The sequence below is a fragment of the Pedobacter sp. UYEF25 genome (assembly GCF_054061655.1).
This window is the reverse complement of sequence record NZ_JBSSEL010000018.1, coordinates 63,015-84,217: the sequence shown is the minus strand read 5'-3', so window position 1 is coordinate 84,217 and position 21,203 is coordinate 63,015. Positions and strand designations below refer to the sequence as shown.

The window sequence follows — 21,203 nt, the reverse complement described above, 5'->3', positions numbered from 1 at the left end:
ACCTTAATTTTTTGATGTTACTTAATTGATGTATAGGGAATTTAAACAATTAGATCTGGCTGGATTAAGCCAAGAAGTACTTAGTTTTTGGAAAGAAGAAGACATCTTTGAGAAGAGTATTTCCACTCGTCCAAAATCTAATCCTTTTACGTTTTACGAGGGACCTCCATCTGCCAATGGAATGCCTGGCATCCACCACGTAATGGGAAGGGCAATAAAGGATATTTTCTGTAGATATAAAACGTTAAAAGGTTTTCAAGTGAAGAGAAAAGGTGGCTGGGACACACACGGCCTTCCTATTGAACTTGCTGTAGAGAAGAAATTGGGAATTACCAAAGAAGATATCGGTAAGAAAATAAGTGTTGATGCGTATAATAAAGCCTGCCGTGAGGAGGTGATGAAGTATACCGACGTTTGGAATGATCTTACTGAAAAGATGGGCTATTGGGTCGACTTGGAAAACCCTTATGTTACCTATCAAAATAACTACATCGAAACACTTTGGTGGATATTAAAGCAACTTTACGATAAAGACTTTTTGTACAAAGGGTACACGGTTCAGCCTTATTCTCCCGCAGCAGGTACAGGTTTAAGTTCTCATGAACTCAACCAACCTGGAACGTATAAAATGTTAAAAGATACCTCTATTACTGCGCAATTTTCGTTGAGGAAAGATCAGGAACATAAACTCATTTCTGAGCTGATAGAAAACGATGCAGAACATACCGCATTTATCGCATGGACAACCACTCCTTGGACTTTACCTAGCAATGGTGCGTTGGCGGTTGGCGAGAAGATCGCTTATGTAAAAGTAAAAACCTTTAACCAATACACTTTTAAGCCTGTGAGTGTTGTATTGGCAAAAGATTTGGTGTCAAAACTTTTTAAGAAGGATAAAGAACTTTCGCTCGCAGATTTTCAACTGCTTAGCAACTGGGATGGTAAGGGAAGTGCTCCTTTTACAATTGCTGGTGAGTTCCTCGGAAAGGATTTGGTGGGTCTTCGCTATCATCAATTGTTAAATTATGTAACAAACGACGATTTAAAGGCAAATGCATTTCGAGTTATACCTGCAGATTATGTAACTACTGAAGATGGTACCGGCGTTGTTCATATTGCTTCTGTTTTCGGTGCGGATGACTTTCGTGTTGCCAATGAAAGCGGCGTGCCTGCCGTAATGATAAGGGATGACAAGGGCAACCAGTTGCCTTTGGTAGATAAGCAGGGAAAATTTGTGGCTGAGGTTACAGATTTTGCGGGGAAGTATGTTAAGGAAGAATATTATAGCGACGAAGAAAGGGCGGCTCCAAACTTCAGGTCAACAGATGTACTCCTTGCCATTAAGTTAAAGGAGGACAACAAGGCATTCGATGTTAAGAAATACGAACACAGTTATCCGCATTGTTGGCGAACAGATAAACCTGTTTTATATTATCCTTTGGATAGTTGGTTCATTAAAACCACCGCGGTAAAAGAGAAATTGGTTGCCCTAAATAAGACCATTAATTGGAAACCAGAAAGCACAGGAACAGGAAGGTTTGGGAACTGGTTAGAAAATCTCGTTGATTGGAATTTGTCGCGTTCTAGGTATTGGGGAACGCCCTTGCCCATTTGGCGTACCGCTGATGGTTTAGAGGAAAAATGTATCGGTTCCATCGCAGCGTTGACTACCGAAATAGATAAATCTATTGAGGCAGGGTTTATGCCAAAAGGTTTCGAGCTAAAAGACATGCATCGTCCTTATGTAGACGATGTAATTTTAGTATCGGATAAAGGCCAACGAATGGTGCGCGAAGCCGATTTAATAGACGTTTGGTTTGATAGTGGTGCCATGCCGTATGCACAGTGGCATTATCCTTTCGAAAATCAAGATGCATTCGAACATGCGTATCCGGCAGATTTTATCGCCGAAGGTGTAGACCAAACCAGAGGTTGGTTTTTTACATTGCATGCCATTGCAGTAATGCTTAGCGAAGCAAGTGACGAGATTAAATCTGTTAATAAAAGAATAGGAAATTCTGGAGTAGCGTTCAAAAACGTCGTTTCTAATGGATTGGTATTAGACAAGAATGGCAATAAAATGTCCAAACGCTTGGGCAATGCAGTCGATCCGTTTAGTACAATTGCGACCTACAGCGCCGACGCTACCCGGTGGTACATGATCAGCAATGCATCACCATGGGACAACCTGAAATTTAGTTTAGAAGGGTTGGACGAAGTGAGAAGGAAATTTTTTGGTACGCTTTACAATGCTTACGCATTCTTCGCACTGTACGCCAACATCGATAAATTTCAGATTGATAAAAATGCTTTAACCAAAATAGAAGATCGCAGCGAATTAGATCGGTGGATTTTGTCTTTATTGCAACAACTTATTATAGAGGTTGATGAAAGTTACAATACATACGAGCCTACAAAAGCGGCACGTGCCATTCAAACTTTTGTAGACGAGCATTTGAGCAATTGGTATATTCGTTTAAGCAGACGTCGTTTTTGGAAAGGGGAAATGACAGATGATAAGAAAGCAGCTTACGAAACCTTATTTGCTTGCTTAGAAACCGTTGCGCAATTGATGAGTCCGATAGCACCATTCTTTTCAGACTGGTTGTATAGAAATTTATCGGCCGGCGATTCCTCCGCCACTAATTCTATTCACTTAACTTATTGGCAAGAAGCGAATACAGATTGGCTCGATAAAACTTTGAATGAACGCATGGAATATGCCCAAGAAATTTCCTCTATGGTACTTTCTCTCCGTAAAAAATCTGGCATCAATGTACGTCAACCACTTCAGAAAATCCTTATTCCGTCTTTAAATAGCTCGTTCGAAGAAAAAATTGCGAGGGTAACGGGTTATATTTTATCGGAAACGAATGTGAAGCAAATAGAATTCATTACCGATACCCACGGCATTGTTAAGAAGAAGTTAAAGCCGAACTTTAAATCCCTCGGTAAAAAGGTAGGTAAAGACATGAGTGTTGTTAAAGAGGCAATTGAGAATGCCAATCAAGAAGATATTTTTAGATTGGAAACTGAAGGATTTTTAACCGTTGTGGGTGCAGAAGATAAGCAATATGCGGTAGAGTTAAATACTGATGTAGAAGTGTTTGCTGAAGACATTCCTGGTTGGCAAGTAACCAATTCTGGTAATTTAACGGTTGCTTTAGATGTAGTTATTAGTGCGCAATTAAAGGAGGAAGGTATATCTCGGGAGCTCGTTAATCGAATTCAGAACATTCGAAAGGAGATGGGCTTGGAGGTCACAGATCGTATTAAAGTATGGTTACAAAATGTTAACTTAGTTAAAGCGGCAGTTGCGAAAAACAAAGCTTACATTTGCGCCGAAATATTGGCCGACGATGTTGTTTTAGAAGATAATGACACTGGTGAAAACAAAATCTCAATAGATGATGTTGAGATTGCCATAACCTTAAAAAAAGTCTAAAAATAAAATTTAACGTTAACAAAAATTAAGAGATATGGAAAATAGCACTAAAACTCGCTATTCTGATAGTGAATTACAAGAATTTAAAGAGCTTATTTTAACAAAGCTAAATATTGCCAGAGAAGAATTTACGTCATTAACGTCGTCTTTAAGTAGTCCGAATGCCAATGGTACAGAAGATACTTCTGGTGCGTATAAAACTTTAGAAGATGGTTCTGCAACGATGGAGAAAGAGCAGATTAACCAGCTTGCTGCTCGTCAGAAAAAATTTATAGACAATCTAGAAGCTGCTTTAGGTCGTATAGAAAACAAAACGTATGGCATCTGTAGGGAAACTGGTAAGTTGATTCAAAAAGAGCGCTTACGCGCTGTGCCACATGCTACTTTAAGTATGGAAGCAAAATTAAAACAAGGTTAATGAAAGGCTACACAAAACCTTTACTATTAATATTTTTGGTCCTAATTGCCGATCAATCCTTCAAGACTTGGGTTAAAACCCGAATGTATTTAGGGCAAGAATTTAACGTGATAGGTAAATGGTTTATTGTCCATTTTACTGAGAACAACGGAATGGCATTCGGGATGGAATTTGGAGGTGAATTTGGTAAATTAGCACTTACATTATTTCGCATTGTTGCGGTAGCGGGAATTGGTTATGGCTTACATTATCTTGTAAAATACAAATATCACAGAGGATTAATTTTAAACGTTGCTCTAATTTTCGCGGGTGCAACAGGGAATATTATAGATTCTGTATTTTATGGGAAAATTTATGGTTATGAAACATGGTTTCATGGAAGGGTAGTAGACATGCTGTATTTTCCGATCGCCCAAGGATTTTTCCCGACTTGGCTGCCGATTTGGGGTGGCGACGAATTTGTTTTTTTTAGGCCAGTCTTCAACTTAGCAGATGCAGCGATCTCTTTAGGCGTTATTATGATCCTAGTATTTCAGAAAACATATTTTAAAGAAGATGTGAAAGATGAAGTGAGCATCAACAGCGAAATGGTTGAAGATTAACTTCAGTAAGTTATAAAGATTTTAATTATTCCACTCCTTTTACAAAAGAGTGGAATTTTTTTTATGTTGATCCCTCGATAAATAGATGTGTTAAAATTTTCCTCAGTAGGAAGCAAATTGCCTTAAATCATTATTTAGAACGGCTTTTTTCCTAAACGCTAACCTAAATCTTATTTCAACTAAAAATCAAAAAAGGGTATGGAAATTCTTCTAAATGACTATATGAATTCGTTTATCAGCCCTAAAGCGCTCTTGTATTGTCGAGTAAGATCGCAAAAAGCATTCGTTACATCTTTACTCCGCTTGGAACATTTCCAGTTTATAGGATACGACCAAAAGTAAGCCTAAGATGGTTTAATCTTCTTTTGATACCTGTTAACGTTTTAAAAGGCACAACCGAATATAATTTAGTTGAATGGAGTAATTACATAAACAATTACCTACATCGCTTTAAACCTAGGTTAGCGTATTGGCATAGTTAATGAAGATTGCTAAACCTTAAAATACTTGAAAAAAAACCCCGAACCTTCAAGGATTCGGGGTTTTTTTATCTAAAGATTTGCACCATGGCAATTTTTATATTTCTTCCCACTTCCGCATGGACAAGGGTCGTTTCTGCCTATTTTTGGATCTGCTTTAATCGGTTGTTGAACAACCGCTTCACGGGTATCGGCAAATTCATTTCCCTGTTCTGCGCCACCAAATTCTTGTTTAGTGGTTTGTAGTTTTTGCTGTCTCCGTTGCACAGGAGCTTCTCTAATTTGCTCAGGCTCTTGTTGCACAGGTATTCCACCTTTATATAGAAAGCTAACCACTTCTTTATTCACCGTATTAAGCATGGTTTTGAACAGATTGAATGCTTCCATTTTAAAAATAACTAATGGATCTTTCTGTTCGTAAGCTGCGTTTTGAACAGATTGTTTTAGTTCGTCCATTTCGCGCAGATGCTCTTTCCAGGTGTCATCTATCAGTGCTAAAATAATTGTCTTCTCAAAAGCTCTGATCACTTCCTTACCCCTAGTGTCTACTGCTTTTTTAAGCTCAACAGCCACTTGAATTGCTCTCATGCCATCTGTAAAAGGGACTACAATCTGCTCAATGTTTTTTCCGCGTTCTTCATAAACTTCGGTAAGCACAGGTAAAGCCTGTTTTATAATTCCTGCAGATTTACGTGCGTAAAACGCTTCAGCTTCTCCAAAAAGTTTTTCAGTAAGTGCGATAACACTAGTAGAAGAAAATTCTTTTTCAGATATGTCGCTATCAAAGGAATAATTTTTAATTACTTCTACTTTGAAACCTTCGTAATTATTTTCTAACTTATATTCGCCTACAATGTCTTCTGCTACATCAAATACCATGTTATTCATGTCTACTTCTAAACGCTCGCCAAATAGCGCGTTTTTCCGTTTTGCATAAATAACAGTACGTTGTGAGTTCATTACGTCATCATATTCTAATAAACGCTTTCGCACGCCAAAATTGTTTTCTTCCACTTTTCGTTGTGCACGTTCTATAGATTTGGTAATCATAGAATGCTGAATCACTTCGCCTTCTTCAATCCCCATTTTAACCATGATGCCAGAAATGCGTTCAGATCCAAACAAACGCATCAAGTTGTCTTCCAATGAAACAAAGAATTGAGAAGAACCTGGATCTCCTTGACGGCCAGACCTACCTCTTAATTGTCTGTCTACGCGTCGTGATTCGTGACGCTCTGTTCCTACAATTGCCAAACCACCCGAACCCTTAACGCCTTCACCTAATTTAATATCGGTTCCTCTACCGGCCATATTCGTGGCAATAGTTACCGTACCAGGTTGCCCAGCTTCGGCCACAATATCTGCCTCTTTCTGATGCATTTTTGCATTCAGCACGTTATGTCTTATGCCTCTAATCTTCAGCATTCTGCTTAAAAGCTCTGAAATTTCTACAGAAGTAGTTCCCACTAAAACTGGGCGGCCCGCACGTGATTTTATTTCGCCGGTCTCTAAATCTGGAGCTGGAATTAACAACCCTTTGGCATCTAACTTTGGAACAGGTCTACCGATGCTATCAAGTAAAACCACCGGTTTTCCGTCTTTTTGTTTGATATTGCCAGCTTTATCAGTTTCGTATTCTGTTTCATAATTCGTATACGGAAACACCAATAACTGAATTTCACTTGCTACTGCATTGTATTTTTCTCGTACCGTACGATACACATAATCCTGTTCATCTAGTCTGGTGATTACTCTATTGGTCGGTATTTCTACCACATCTAATTTATAAATGCTCCAAAGCTCGCCTGCTTCTGTTGTTGCAGTACCCGTCATACCACACAATTTGTGATACATTCGGAAATAATTTTGAAGTGTAACAGTGGCGTAAGTCTGCGTTGCATCTTCTACCTTTACATTTTCTTTTGCTTCTATTGCTTGATGTAACCCATCAGAATACCTACGACCTTCCATAATACGTCCGGTCTGCTCATCAACAATTTTAATCTTGTCTTCATCAATGATATATTCTGTATCTTTTTCGAAGAGGGTATAAGCTTTTAAAAGTTGATTTACAGAGTGAATGCGTTCCGCTTTAACAGAATAGTCTCTCATCAACGCGTCTTTCTTCACTACTTTTTCATCGCCTGGAAGATCTGATTTTTCTAATTCGGCGATTTCAGTACCCACGTCTGGTAAGATAAAAAACTGTGGATCTTCGCCTGATTGTGTAATCAGCTCAATGCCTTTCTCCGTTAGTTCTACCTGATTGTTTTTCTCATCTATATAAAAGAAAAGCTCAGAATCTACCTTCGGCATGTTTTTAGATTGATCTGCCATGTAATGGTTTTCAATCTTTAACAGTAGCGATCTCATACCGGTCTCACTTAAGAACTTTATCAGTGCCTTATTCTTTGGCAAACCTCTAAAAGCTCTTAGTAGCGCTAAACCTCCGTCTCCTTCTTCAGTTCCATTTTTTCCGGCACCAATTTGCTTCTTTGCCTCGTTTAACGCTTGTGTTACATAACTTTTTTGTGCATTAACCAAACGTTCAATTCTAGGCTTCAATTCGTAGAATTCGTGTTCATCGCCCTTTGGTATCGGACCGGAAATAATCAAAGGAGTACGTGCATCATCAATTAAAACTGAATCGACCTCATCAACCATTGCAAAATGCAATTTCCGTTGCACCAGCTGATCTGGTGTTTGCGCCATATTGTCACGCAAATAGTCGAAACCAAATTCGTTATTTGTTCCGTAGGTAATGTCTGCCGCATAAGCTTGTCTGCGTTCTTCGGAATTCGGCTCGTGCTTATCTATGCAATCTACTTTCATTCCATGAAATTCGAACAACGGTCCGTTCCATTCACTATCCCTGCGTGCCAAATAATCATTTACCGTAACAATGTGCACCCCATTGCCTGCAAGGGCATTAAGGTAGGCGGGCAATGTGCTCACAAGGGTTTTACCTTCACCAGTTGCCATTTCAGCAATTTTACCGCTGTGCAAAACCATACCACCGATCAGCTGAACATCGTAATGCACCATGTTCCACAATACTTCAGTTCCGGCAGCATCCCATTTATTAGCCCATTTAGCTTTATCGCCGACTATTGTTACGTTTTTGCGCCTTGCAGCATAGTCTTTGTCAAATTGCGTTGCGGAAACTTCTAAAAACTCGTTTTCGCTAAAACGACGGGAGGTTTCTTTCATCACCGCAAACGCTTCTGGCAATAGTTCTTCTAACACTTTCTCTAACTCTTTATCGCGATCTTTAACAAGCGCATCTACCTCGTCGTAAATGGCTGTTTTTTCATGTAGCCCTAATTCTTCACGCTCTGCGTCCGCTTTAAGTCCTAATATTTTTGCGTCGATATCTGTTAAAAAAGTCTTAATTCTTTCTTTAAAAAGAACTGTTTTCGCTCTCAATTCATCATTGCTGATGGAAGATAACTTGGCATATTCTTCATTTATTCTTAAAACCGCTGGTTGTATAAGTTTTATATCTCTCTCTGATTTGCTTCCGAAAACTTTTGCTAAAAATCCTAACATTGTATTTTTTTAATTCTTTATTTAATAAATTCGTTTTATGCAACAATTACGCCACCACGTTTTCGCAGTCAGTTTGACAGTTGCGAGGCGCTAAAATTAAGTATATAATCTAAACTATCTGTTATTTAAAAGCCGATAAATTTGTTTGGTTAACAAAAAAAATGCAAAAGGAGCATGATACAAGTTTATTGCAAAAAAATTTAAGACACAATATTGAAGTAAGAAGCTTTAAAAATTGCATTAGCAAGCGAGGTCGTTTGCCACTTGGCTAGAATTAGTTCTATGTGTATCAATTTGAATAGATGCTATTTCATAGTATTCTTTTTTTTATTTTTCGAACATTCTTAAAAATTTTCAATGCGGCAATCTAAGCTTTCATAAGGTAAACCGATGGCATTTAAACTTTATTATAACAGGGACTTGGGGAATTTTTTGAGTTCTAAGTTCAACATCTAATTAATCATTAATCATTTTTAATAGACATTAAGCAAATGCAAGGCATCAAAATTGGACCGACCTCAAAACTAAACTGAGGTTTCTATAGAGCTGAATAGATATGCGACAAAGAAGATTAGGTATTTGTCGAAAATGCTGCTTAATAATTTAGAGAATACTCAAGTATATACTATAATTTCAAAGCAAACCTTAAACGATCAATTAGTATTTTCTGTAGAGGATGCCACAAAAAATGCTATTTGGATCCAACAAATTTAGAATGCTACTTCAACAGGCGAAGATGATGGTGTTTGCTATTCACCAATCTAAGCAATAAAAATGGCACGGGCGCCAACAATATCGATTTTAACGAAGCGAACTCGGCCACGTTCTATGCTGCGAATGCAAACAACCGCAATGTTATCTTTGATTATCCGCTCAATTATAAATCAGACATGTGCAGCGTTTACGCCTCTGATGTAGTTGATGATCGTTTGGGTTCTGCAGCTATGGGAGCGTATAAGCAAACTCAATTTTCGCGAAAATTCGACCTTGTTTATCAGCCTATTATCGATGGGTTTTTTATTGCCGTAGCTTAGCAAATTTTGCATGTAATCCTGCGGTCGAAGGTGTGGATAGTAGAATCCACACCACTCTATATACCTTTCAACCATTTGATGCCATGCCCAATGGCCGATAGTGGTGTCGTCTTGTCCAAAAGCTTTAAGATGAACCACATGTTTAAAACCAGCTTTTTTTTGCATTATCCAGTAAAATCTTACTTTGAAGCAACATGTCCACGGTGTAACCGGTGACGATGAACAAACGGTCCATGCCCTCTAACACTTCTATTTCAGTACTTTTACCATCAAAACCAAGAAAGACTGTTTTGATCCCTTTATTGGAAAAAAAAGTTACCTTTCTCTGCCTTCCGCACCGCTGCTACAAGCTCAATATCTTCATTGGCCATCAGAAGATCGAGTGTTTTGCCATCCACCTGTTTGGTTGCACCAGCATCAATATTTTCGTTTTATGTTGCAGATTTTGAAATTCCATAAATAGTAGCTGACGAATTTCTAATAGAACGATGATGCAAAGCTACAGGCACTTTAAGCATAATTACCGGACTTGGGTCATTTTATTTGTTGTAAATAAAATTAAGATTCAATCTACCGTTTACTACGAGGTTTATAGCAGAAAAAAGGAAAACAAGTTCTCTATTTGTCTGTAAAGATTTTCGATAATGGAAGTTAGGGGCTGATGAAAAACAGTTTTATTCGACCCGACCCGGAAGTTTCGATATTTAGCGTATTAATTTGATATGGGAGTTAGGACTTGTATTGTTCTCATTGCCTATCCCCATCACTCAAATGCAAATGCTGCTGTATGGTAGGTATCCTAGTTGCCCAGCTTGTGTATCCAAAGCCGGATATGAAGAAAAGATAGTGTTTGCTGTTCGGTAATTCCTTGGGGTTAATTCCATAGGTGAATGTTGAAGCTATAAAATTGGAAATTTTTAATTTATCAGAATAATTCCACTTCCGAATCTTATAAGAATGAAATAGAGCATCTTCAAAAAAAACTTCTGTAATAATATCGTTTATTGTTCAGCCTCAAAAAACGGTCTTGGCCGTTGCGCAACGATGGTATGTCCACAGAAGATCGGCTCTTCCATGTTTTGATGACCTGAGAATCTTTTAGAGGCAACAGATGTCGAGTTCGATACCTGGTAACCCAATCTCAAACAGTTATTACGATTAATAAAAATTTTATTCTGTGTATTGTGAGTTCTGCAAAACGGCAACGGTCGTTTTATGAAAATGTATTCAAAGAATTTCATCCAATAACACCATAACTAATGTTGCGTTTGTAATTTAGATACCTACTTCAAAAAAACCTCCGTTGCGCCATATCCAAACTTTTCTTTTTGTCCGTCCATAAAGGTTTTAACCTGTGGGTTTCCAGAAATTACCCGGTGTATTTTATTCCGCAACGTTCCGTTACCACTGCCGTGAATAAAAACAATTTTTTCGAATTTATGTACAATTGCAGCTTCGAGACTTTTTTCGAACTCGGCCATTTGGATTTGGATGATTTCCTCAGATTTTAAAAATTGATGGTCATTCCTTAGTTTTTCGATATGTAAGTCGACTTCTGGTAGTGGTATTGCAACCAAGTTTTTTTCGGATGGAGATTTAAAAAAACTTTCCTTCAATTTTTCAGGGTCGATGGTAGCAAATGGTTCGGTGAGGATTACTTGCCATCCCTTTTCATGAATAGCTTGCACTATTTTTTTCTCACCGCCAAAATCCTTCGCCCTGAAACTCTTTTTAAATACTAAAGGAAGGGCAGGTTTTTCTCCGGTGTTACTGTGCGAAATAATTCGAAATTCAAACTCCGGCCAAATATTTAAATCTGTCAGAGAAGCTGCATGTACTTTAACGTGTTGAAAATGTTCTATAACGCCCTTATAAACTGACGAGTATGTATTCTTATGCAACCCGGTTAAGCTAACTAGTAAAATATCAGCTGTATCATTTATTAATTTGAAATGAATAACGTCTTGTGCATTTTTATCTGGTATCAACGCCAAAATAATTCCGGTAGATTGCCTTTCAGGATCGATAACTGCGTTAGCTTCCTTAACTTTTTCTTCTGGCGCTTTACTTTTTCCGTGTACGTAGGTTAAATTGGTAGCTAGAACTGGTATTTCAAATCCATCTGTATCTGTAACGCCCAAGGTTTGCGCATCGATCACTTTCGTTACGTAACCTTCACGTTTCTCATCTACAAATCGTACAAAATCTCCTAATTTAAACATGTTATTTTTCTTAAGTATTGGATTAATTTATCTGCGTGTTTCGTTGCCATGGTAAATGCTTAAATAGCTTTCGTATCTAGAAGCAGCAATATGCCCGGTTTCTACAGCAGCCAGTACCGCACACCCTGGTTCGTTAATGTGTTTACAACTATTGAACCTACAATTGTGCGAGGTTTTAAAAATCTCCCTAAAGAAATGCCCGAGTTCAGCTTGTTCTATGTCGATTACGCCAAGCTCTCTAATCCCTGGGGTATCTACAATAAATCCTCCTTGAGGAAGCGGAAACATCTCTGCGAAAGTGGTGGTATGTTGTCCTTTGTCACTCGCCGTAGAAATTTCTCCAGTTCTAAGCGTGTTATCTGGCAGCAAAGCATTAATCAAACTAGATTTTCCAACCCCAGAGTGGCCAGAAATTAGCGTTGTTTTATTGGCAATCAGGTTTTTTACCATCTGTACGTTGGTGCCATTCAATGCAGAAACTTCCAAACACTTGTAACCAATTTCTTGATATACGCTTTTAAACTCTTCTAAAATTTCCAAGCCATGTGCGCTAAAAAGATCGAGTTTATTAAAAACGACTACCGTTGGTATGCCGTATGCTTCTGCAGAGACCAAAAAGCGATCTATAAATCCAAAAGAAGTTCTCGGTGAGGCCAAGGTGACCAGTAGAATGGCCATGTCTAAGTTGGCCGCCAAAATTTGTGCTTGCTTGCTCAGGTTTATAGATTTGCGGATGATGTAGTTTCTGCGGGGAAGAATATCTGTAACAAAACCAACATCGCTACCTGCTTCTAATTCAAACAAAACCTTGTCACCAACGGCAAGTGGATTAGTTGTTTTTAATTCTTTCATCCTAAACTTGCCCAAAATTCGACATTCGTAAGTGGTTCCATTTGTTGCAAGCACGTTGTACCAACTTCCTGTAGATTTTACTACTAAACCGTCCATCAATCCTTTTCCATTTATTTTAGGTCTTTTTTAAAATTACCTTTGCACACATTTGAATGCAAAGATACTTTTTTACCAATGGCTGTCAAATTTGTTGCTTTGTAAAGATGCAAAATTAGTCTGCTTTGGGCTTTAATTCGTTGTTTTGTGTATGGAAAACTCTTTAATAAAATTAAGTGTGTTAGATCAATCGCCGGTTAGGTTTGGTGCAGATGCAAGACAGGCGCTTTTAGAGACCACTCAATTGGCTATTGAGACAGAAAAATTAGGGTATCATCGATTCTGGGTTTCAGAACATCATAATACAACCGCTTTAGCAGGGTCTACGCCAGAAGTTTTAATTGCTCATTTAGCAAATCACACCTCTACGATGCGAATAGGTTCTGGCGGCATCATGCTGCCTAATCATAGCGCCTTAAAAGTTGCAGAAAGTTTTCGTTTATTAGAATGTTTGCACCCTGGGAGGATAGATTTAGGAATGGGAAGAGCACCCGGTACAGATAGAATTACCGCTTCTATCTTAAATCCGAGCAACACGTTTAGCGAACGCGATTTTGTAATTCAACTTTCTGATTTGCTAAACTTCTTACACGATATACCAAGTGACGATCCGATGAAGGCAAAGGTCAGGGCTATTCCAATTGCAGAAACCGTTCCACAACAATGGTTGTTAAGCAGCAGCGGACAGAGCGCTGTATTTGCTGCACATTTTGGTATGGGATTTTCTTTTGCTCACTTTATCAATCCGCATGGTGGGGCAGAGGCGGCAACTTATTACAGACAACAATTTAAGCCATCGTTAGATTTAGAAAAGCCTGCCGTAAATGTGGCGTTGTTCACTTTCTGTTCTGAAGATGAGAAAAAACTTGAGCAGGAAGAAAAACTTATGGGCCATAGGTTTTTGCAATTAGAAAAAGGAAAGGGAATAGGTTCGTTTACTTATGATGATATTAAAAACATCAACTATGATGAGGCCGAGTTGGCCAGGATAGATGCCAATAAAGCTCGGATGATTTACGGAACACCAGAAACTTTAAAACATAAACTGCAGGAGGTTGCAACTAGTTATGGAGTTGATGAGATTATGGCGGTGACGATTACAGAAAGTTTTGAGGACCGTTTGGAATCTTACAGGTTGTTGAGCGAAATACCCCTAACTCCCAAGCATGGAACTTAGAATTGCCAGGTAAGGTTTGGTCAATAATGTTGAAGGAATACCTATCCACGACATTGTCGGGGAAGTATGTCACTTACAGGACATCCTGAATATTCATTTTTCTTTCTTTTTAGATGTTTTTCCGAACTACAAATCGAAACATTCTCTAGCTCAACATGACGATCTTGCGGTGAAAATCTCTGTTAAGCTTTTCGCTTTTCCATTTTCTCTACGCTGGTTATGCCAACGAATGAAGTATTGCACAAGTCGGGAATGAACGCCATACAACTTCGCCTAAGACAGACAGCCCCAAGTTTCTAAACGCGATGGTAGCGGCAGCCCGCTTTAGATGTGGTTTTTTGAGGGAGGGAAAGCGGCTACAGCGAACAGCGGGGGCTACAGAACCGAAGAACTGCATGCTTTCGTTTTCTAATAAAAAAGACCATCTAAACAGATGGTCTCCAAATTATATTAATTTTTTATTCATTGTTCCTTGTTCCTCGCTCCTTTATCCTAATTTATATACCCAAAAGTAAACGCGCAGGATCTTCTAGCAATTGCTTTACGCGAACTAAAAAACCTACAGATTCTCTTCCATCGATAATCCTGTGATCATAAGAAAGTGCTAAATACATCATTGGCCTAATCAATACTTCACCCTTTTCCGCAATCGGGCGTTCAATGATATTGTGCATGCCCAAAATAGCCGACTGTGGCGAGTTGATGATAGGAGTCGACATCATAGAACCGAAAACGCCACCGTTTGTAATGGTAAAAGTTCCACCGGTCATTTCTTCAATGGTTAATTTATTATCGCGAGCCTTTAATGCAAGTTCCATAACAGATTTTTCTATCTCCGCAAGAGACTTACTTTCTGCATTCCTAATTACGGGAACTACCAATCCTTTTGGTGCAGAAACTGCGATAGAAATGTCGGCAAAATCGTTGTACACAATTTGGTCGCCATCTATGCGTGCATTTACCGATGGAAAATCCTTTAACGCCTCAGTAACCGCCTTTGTAAAAAAGCTCATAAAGCCCAAACCAACCTTATATTTTTCTTTAAACTGTTCCTTATATTTTGCACGTAGATCCATAATCGGCTTCATGTTTACTTCGTTAAAAGTAGTCAACATGGCCGTTTCACTCTTTACTGCAACAAGGCGTTTTGCCACCGTTTTGCGCAATGGCGACATTTTTTCTCTACGCTCATTTCTAATGCCATTGTTGCCTCCTATTGGAGCCGGCGGCTGCAAAGTCACGTCTGTTTTTTTAACTTCTGCAGAAGAAATCTTTCCACTATCTGTTTTTAGAGCATCTTCTTTGGTGATTCTTCCATCTACACCAGTTCCGGTCACATTTGCTGTGGCAATTCCCTTTTCTGAAAGTATTTTTGCTGCAGCAGGCGAAGGAGTGCCTTTTGCGTAAGAATCTTTTTGACCATCAGATGTTTCTGAAGTTTCGACCTTAGATTTTTCTACGACTACATCTGCATCTTTTTTGTCGCCAATAACGGCCGTATTTTCTGCCTTCTCAGCTCCAGCAGCGCCTTGCTCAATGGTGCAAACAGTTGCGCCAATAGAAAGTGTATCTCCTTCCGCAGCAATAATTCTTAAAATTCCAGCGGCTTCGGCAGGTAGTTCAAACGTTGCTTTATCCGATTCTAGTTCGGCAATAACTTCGTCCATTTCTACTGCATCACCATCTTTTTTTAACCATTGCGATAATATAACTTCGGTTATTGACTCTCCAACTGGCGGAACTTTTATTTCTAAACTCATAATGTATTTCTATGCGGTGCGCTAGTTTTTTTAATTTTTAGATATATATTAACTAATCAACAGAGATTAGCGTTTTTGTGGCTTTTTTGGCGATTTCTTTTACGGCCTTAGTGTTAGGCACGGCCAATGCAGTAGCTATTATATAGGCTTGCTGAGTGGCATGTTGTTTTGCAAATCCGGTAGCAGTACTGCTACTTTCTTTCCTAGAGATAATATCGATTCCCTTTAAACCTGTTTTGTACAGATGTCTGAAAAAATATGGCCATGCGCCCATGTTTTCTGGTTCTTCCTGTACCCAAAAAATTTCCGTCGCATTTTTATATTTCTTCTTTATGCCTTCCATTTGAGTTACAGGCGTTGGATAAAGTTGCTCTACGCGAACAATTGCTACGTGTTTTAACTGATCGCTTTCTTTTTTCTCCAACAGCTCATAGTAAATTTTTCCGCTGCAGAACAAAATCCGTTTGACCTGAGATACGTTTGCATTTTCATCATCGATCACTTCCATAAACCCACCGTTCGTAAAATCCGATAGTGGAGAAATGCATTTTGCATTTCTTAGCAAACTTTTTGGTGTAAAAACAACAAGCGGTTTTCTGAAATCGCGCTTAAACTGGCGACGTAATGCGTGAAAAAAGTTAGCTGGCGTGGTGCAGTTGGTCACTTGCATATTGTAATCTGCACAAAGTTCTAAAAATCGCTCTACCCGAGCAGACGAATGCTCTGGTCCCTGACCTTCATAACCATGAGGTAAAAGCATAACCAATCCGTTTTCTCTTTGCCACTTAGTTTCTGCACTTGCAACATATTGATCTATTACAATCTGTGCCCCATTAAAGAAGTCACCAAACTGTGCTTCCCAAATGGTTAACGCATTCGGGTTCGCCATGGCATAGCCATATTCAAAACCAAGTACCCCATATTCAGACAGGTGCGAATTGTAAATGTCAAACTGTGCCTGTTGATCCGATATATTAGCGAGTGGCACATATTCTGCCTCGCTATTTTCTAAAGTTAATACCGCATGGCGATGTGAAAAAGTTCCACGTTCTACATCTTGACCGCTCAATCTCACACGCTTTCCTTCAGACAGCAATGTGCCGTAAGCCAACTGTTCGCCCATAGCCCAGTCAAAAACCCGTGTCTCATTAACCATTTTGCTGCGTTCGGAAAACAACTTTTCTATTTTCTTAAAGAAGGTTTTATTACTCGGTAACGTAGTGATTCTTTTTCCGATTTCTAAAAGCGTAGATTCTTTTACAGCAGTTATCGGCGATTTTTCGAAATCTTGCGGGGTTGCCATTCGTAAATCTGCCCAAGCACCGCCAAATTTAACTTCTTCATTGCTGGTTACAAAATCTTTTGCTTCTTCAAGCCGCTTTTGCAATACACTTCGAAAATCTTTTTCCATTTCAGTAGCCCATCCTGCTTCTAAAACGCCTTCTTGCGTAAGCTGCTCTATGTAAATTTCTCTCGGATTTGGATGCTTTTCTATTGTTTTGTATAAAAGTGGTTGCGTAAATTTCGGCTCATCGGCCTCATTATGCCCAAAACGTCTGTAACATAAAATGTCTATAAATACGTCGTTCTCATATTTTTGCCTATATTCCATTGCCAATCTAATGGCATATATTAGCGCCTCAACATCGTCTCCATTTACATGAAAAACAGGAGATAACGTTACCTTTGCAATGTCTGTGCAGTAAGTACTGGTTCTGCCATCTTTGTAATTTGTGGTAAAACCAATCTGATTGTTAATCACCAAATGGATGGTTCCTCCTGTTTTGTACCCTTCCAAGCCCGCCATTTGAATGACTTCATATACAATGCCTTGTCCGGCAATTGATGCATCTCCATGGATGAGAATCGGAGCAATTCTGCTGTTGTCTCCGCCGTATTTAAAATCTATCTTAGACCTACAAAGTCCCTCTACTACACCGTTTACGGTTTCTAGATGTGATGGATTTGGGCATAAGCTCAAATGAACATTTTTGCCACTATCCGTGGTAACGTCGGTCGAATAACCAAGGTGGTATTTCACGTCACCGCCATAAGGTGTTTCTGGATTGTAGCTTTTACCTTCAAACTCTGCAAAAATATCTTTGTAGGTTTTTTGCATAATGTTTGCGAGAACATTTAAGCGTCCTCTATGCGCCATACCGATTACAAACTCTTCTATTCCTAACTCGGCGCCGCGCTCTATAACGGCATCTAAGGCTGGTATTAAAGACTCAGCACCTTCTAAAGAAAATCTTTTTTGACCTAAAAATTTAGTGCCCAAGAAATTTTCGAAGCTCACAGCTTCGTTAAGTTTGCTAAGAATATGTTTCTTTTCATCTACGGAAAAGCTTCCTTTGTTTCGGGTGCTCTCCATTCTTCCCTGAAGCCAATTTAATACCTCCGGTGTACGTAAAAACTTATACTCTGCGCCAATATTATTTGCATAAGTTTGTTTTAGTACATCAAGTATGTCTTTTAGTTTAGCTGTGCCGATGCCAATTTCTACGCCTGCATCAAAAACCGTTTCCAAATCATCCTCAGACAAGCCAAAGTTACTCAACTCTAATGTTGGCAGATGTTTTCTTCGCTCCCTCACAGGATTTGTATGCGTAAAAAGATGTCCACGACTGCGGTAACCCTCAATTAGATTTAAAACACAAACTTCTTTTAAAAATTTTCCAGGAACTTCTTGCGTTATTTTCTGAGTTCCAGATGTTCTTCCAAAATCGAAACCTTCGAAGAACTTTTGCCAACCAAACTCAACTGAGTCGGGATTTTGAAGGTAGGATTGATATATTGAGTCAATGTATTCGGCGTTTGCACCGTTGAGATAAGATAAGTTATCCATTTTTAACGTTTTTCTGTAAGCAGTACAAAATTAGGGTTTTGCCCTCTATTATCGGCAAAAAACGCTAATTTAAATAATGGGGGTAAAAATTTAATTGAATTGCCTTTAGTTAAGCAAAAACGATGCAAGAATATTACTTCTGAAGAATTAAAAGTAAATTAATTTTCAAATCTTAGCTAAGAGGACCAAATTAGGGCATAATTTCCCTTTGGATCTAAGTTCTTGATATTCCTGTCAAAATTAAACTCTGCTTTACTTTTTTGATCATTTCCAACACCTGCCAAACTTGCCCAATTTCCCCAATTGCTGGAAGAGCTGTAATCTATCAGCTTTTCTTCAAAATATGCCGCGCCATAAACCCAGGAAACCTCTAGGTTATTAATTAAAAAATGTGCTGCTGTTTGTCTTGCCAGATTAGAAATATAACCGGTAGTGTTCAATTCGGTCATCACTGCATCAACAACCGCAAATCCGGTTTGTCCATTTTTCCAATTGTTAAAATTTTCTGTTTCGTGTTCGGTATCTACGGGCAGTTGGTTTCCAAAACCATCTGGCTCATAAAATTTGTAACCATGTTTTTTAAACATAAAACGGAAATAATCGCGCCAAAGCAGTCCCAATAAAATGTGGTTGAACATTGACTTTGCATTCGGCAGGTTTTCTGAATTTTTTATTTCCCAGTAAACCTTACGTGGAGAAAGACATCCCATAGCAAGCCACGCAGACAGCATTGATTCCATAACCAAGGTTTTACTCTGTGCAGCTTGTTTTATGTTTGAAACAGTTTTTTGGAGCAAATCTAGTCCTGATGACTCTCCTCCTGAAAATTTAAAATTTGCCCGTTTATCGTGTTGCTGTTTTTCTAGACTAAAATATTTTAAGTCGGGCAATTCACCCCAATCCACAACGTCCACAACATTTATCCGATCGGGTGCAATAAAACAAGGCTTTATAATAGAATCTCTTTCTACTCGTTTTCTAAATTGGTTAAATGTGTCAGGTATGTCTTTAATTGGAAACGGGAGATCTTCTTTATTGTATAAAGTATGGCCAATAAAATGCCTAAGGTTGGTTTTTTGTTTCCATAATTCGTTTTCCAACAACCCAGAAATTGCAGTTTCTTCCTTCGCTACCTCGCGATGGTGGTAAACTTCTGCTATTTCATACGATGCAACTATGCTGGGAATGAGCTCTTCAGGTTTTCCTGTTTTGATGAGCAAGTTGGCTCCAATCTTCTTAAGTGCATTTCTCAATGCCAAAACACTTTCTAAAAGGAATTCAGCCCTTACGGTCCCAGTTTTTTGGGTACCAAATTCTGTTTCGCCAAAAGACCTAGGGTCGAAAATATACACCGGTAATATTAAATCTGATTTTGAAATCGCCTCAACAAGTACTTCGTTGTCGTGCAATCGAAGATCATTTCTAAACCAAACTAAGATTTTTTTTGTCATTTAATGCTGGAAAAGAGGAGAGCGCGCATTATTGGTTAGTTACAAATCTATCTTATTTTTAATGGTCGTCAAAGTGAAAAAAGATTCTTTACAAAGCAGTAACAATACAATTATTTCAATTTTTAATCTAGCTCACGGTGACAATTCCTTGTTCAGCCTCAGCAAATTTTATTGGTAATTTTTTTTAAACTTAGCTGATTTCAGCATGAACGCCTGCCAATTTAATCCAAATTAATGGAAGATTTTTTTTGTAAACTCTATTTCAATCTAATTCTTGTGATTACCTTTCCATAAAACGAAACAAACTTCAAATTGCGTTGTAATACTTGTACAATAGCAAGAATAGATATGGGAAACAAAGTATTGATAACTGGTGGAACGGGATTGATAGGGAGAAAGCTAGTGGAGACATTATTAGCGAAAAAGTATGATGTCGCCATTTTGGCCAGAAAATATACTACAATAAAAAATGTAGAGGTATTTTTATGGGATGTGGAAAATGAACAAATTGATGCTCGATGTCTTGAAAACGTTCGGGTTGTGATTCATTTAGCTGGTGCTTCAGTTGTTGATGAGAAGTGGTCTACAGAACGCAAACAAGAAATCATTGATAGTCGCGTTAATTCTACAAAATTGCTATACAAAACTATTCAAGCGCAAGAAACAAACTTGGTCAAAACATTCATATCTGCGTCCGCGGTCGGGTTTTATGGAGATTGTGGAGAAGAAATTCTAACTGAAGAAAGTCCGGTTGGGTATGGTTTTCTGGCAGATTGTTGTCAGCTTTGGGAGCAATCCGTTGAAGAAGGAGAGAAGCTCGGTCTTAGGGTAGTCAAACTTAGAACGGGCATTGTGTTAAGCACGGAAGGAGGCGCTTTACCCTCGTTTGATAAACCCATAAGAATGTTTGTTGGATCTGCACTTGGAACGGGAAAACAATGGACACCTTGGATCCACATTGACGATATGGTGGGGATGTATATCGAAAGTTTGACCAATAGTACAATGTCTGGAAGCTATAATGCAACCGCTCCTTTTCCGGTATCGAACAAAGAAATGACCAGGCTGATCGCAAATGAGCTGCATCATCCATTTTGGCCGCTGAAAGTACCTAGAAAGGCGCTTGAGTTATTGATGGGCGAGCGGACAGATGCAATTTTAATGAGCAGCAATACCTCTGCTCAGAAGATTTTGGATGCTGGTTTTAAGTTTAAATTTACAAGATTGCCAGAAGCGTTAAATGCGCTTTACCAGCATGAATAAAGCTTTG

12 protein-coding genes are annotated in these 21,203 nt (G+C 38.7%); 6 read left to right on the top strand and 6 right to left on the bottom strand.

The genetic code is table 11. The features are described from left to right. Positions 1–28 precede the first annotated feature (28 nt). Genes ileS through ACVWYG_RS15570 form a run of 3 tightly spaced genes read left to right on the top strand, consistent with a single transcriptional unit; the run spans position 29 to position 4,465 of the window. Positions 29–3,445 (top strand): isoleucine--tRNA ligase, encoded by a 3,417-nt coding sequence (gene ileS / locus ACVWYG_RS15580; protein ID WP_457271331.1) that lies wholly within the window; start codon positions 29–31, stop codon positions 3,443–3,445. Between the two features lie 34 nt (positions 3,446–3,479). Beyond that, positions 3,480–3,863, top strand: coding sequence for a TraR/DksA family transcriptional regulator (locus ACVWYG_RS15575; RefSeq protein ID WP_457271329.1), 384 nt, complete (start codon positions 3,480–3,482; stop codon positions 3,861–3,863). After that, a complete protein-coding gene (locus ACVWYG_RS15570; protein ID WP_457271327.1) occupies positions 3,863–4,465 on the top strand; it encodes a lipoprotein signal peptidase in 603 nt (200 codons plus the stop codon). Before ACVWYG_RS15575 ends, ACVWYG_RS15570 begins: the two co-directional genes overlap by 1 nt. A 551-nt stretch (positions 4,466–5,016) precedes the next feature. Here the strand turns inward: ACVWYG_RS15570 and ACVWYG_RS15565 are convergent. After that, positions 5,017–8,493: a preprotein translocase subunit SecA gene (locus tag ACVWYG_RS15565; protein WP_457271325.1), complete on the bottom strand. Its 3,477-nt coding sequence runs from the start codon at positions 8,491–8,493 to the stop codon at positions 5,017–5,019. 746 nt (positions 8,494–9,239) lie between these two features. Between ACVWYG_RS15565 and ACVWYG_RS15560 the strand changes: the two genes are divergently transcribed. After that, positions 9,240–9,527 carry a hypothetical protein gene (locus tag ACVWYG_RS15560; protein ID WP_457271323.1) on the top strand — a complete coding sequence of 96 codons (288 nt, stop codon included), beginning with the start codon at positions 9,240–9,242 and terminating at the stop codon, positions 9,525–9,527. A gap of 1,283 nt (positions 9,528–10,810) precedes the next feature. On the opposite strand, the gene ACVWYG_RS15555 is transcribed toward ACVWYG_RS15560, so the two are convergent. Next, the gene (locus ACVWYG_RS15555; protein WP_457271321.1) at positions 10,811–11,749 is read right to left on the bottom strand and encodes a Smr/MutS family protein; all 939 of its coding nucleotides are present in this window, start codon (positions 11,747–11,749) and stop codon (positions 10,811–10,813) included. Between the two features lie 27 nt (positions 11,750–11,776). Beyond that, positions 11,777–12,697, bottom strand: coding sequence for a ribosome small subunit-dependent GTPase A (gene rsgA, locus ACVWYG_RS15550; protein ID WP_457271319.1), 921 nt, complete (start codon positions 12,695–12,697; stop codon positions 11,777–11,779). 151 nt (positions 12,698–12,848) lie between these two features. Here rsgA and ACVWYG_RS15545 point away from each other — a divergent pair, with 151 nt between their 5' ends. Further along, positions 12,849–13,874, top strand: coding sequence for an LLM class flavin-dependent oxidoreductase (locus ACVWYG_RS15545; protein ID WP_457271317.1), 1,026 nt, complete (start codon positions 12,849–12,851; stop codon positions 13,872–13,874). A gap of 497 nt (positions 13,875–14,371) precedes the next feature. Here the strand turns inward: ACVWYG_RS15545 and odhB are convergent, their stop codons facing one another. The 3 genes from odhB to ACVWYG_RS15530 form a co-directional block, all read right to left on the bottom strand. After that, positions 14,372–15,634 (bottom strand): 2-oxoglutarate dehydrogenase complex dihydrolipoyllysine-residue succinyltransferase, encoded by a 1,263-nt coding sequence (odhB, locus tag ACVWYG_RS15540; RefSeq protein ID WP_457271315.1) that lies wholly within the window; start codon positions 15,632–15,634, stop codon positions 14,372–14,374. 52 nt (positions 15,635–15,686) lie between these two features. Continuing rightward, positions 15,687–18,482 (bottom strand): 2-oxoglutarate dehydrogenase E1 component, encoded by a 2,796-nt coding sequence (locus ACVWYG_RS15535; RefSeq protein WP_457271313.1) that lies wholly within the window; start codon positions 18,480–18,482, stop codon positions 15,687–15,689. Between the two features lie 176 nt (positions 18,483–18,658). Further along, positions 18,659–19,933: a DASH family cryptochrome gene (locus ACVWYG_RS15530; protein ID WP_457271312.1), complete on the bottom strand. Its 1,275-nt coding sequence runs from the start codon at positions 19,931–19,933 to the stop codon at positions 18,659–18,661. Positions 19,934–20,281: 348 nt separating this feature from the next. Between ACVWYG_RS15530 and ACVWYG_RS15525 the strand changes: the two genes are divergently transcribed. Continuing rightward, complete coding sequence (locus ACVWYG_RS15525; RefSeq protein WP_457271311.1) at positions 20,282–21,196, top strand: TIGR01777 family oxidoreductase; 915 nt, start codon at positions 20,282–20,284, stop codon at positions 21,194–21,196. The last annotated feature ends 7 nt before the right edge of the window (positions 21,197–21,203 follow it).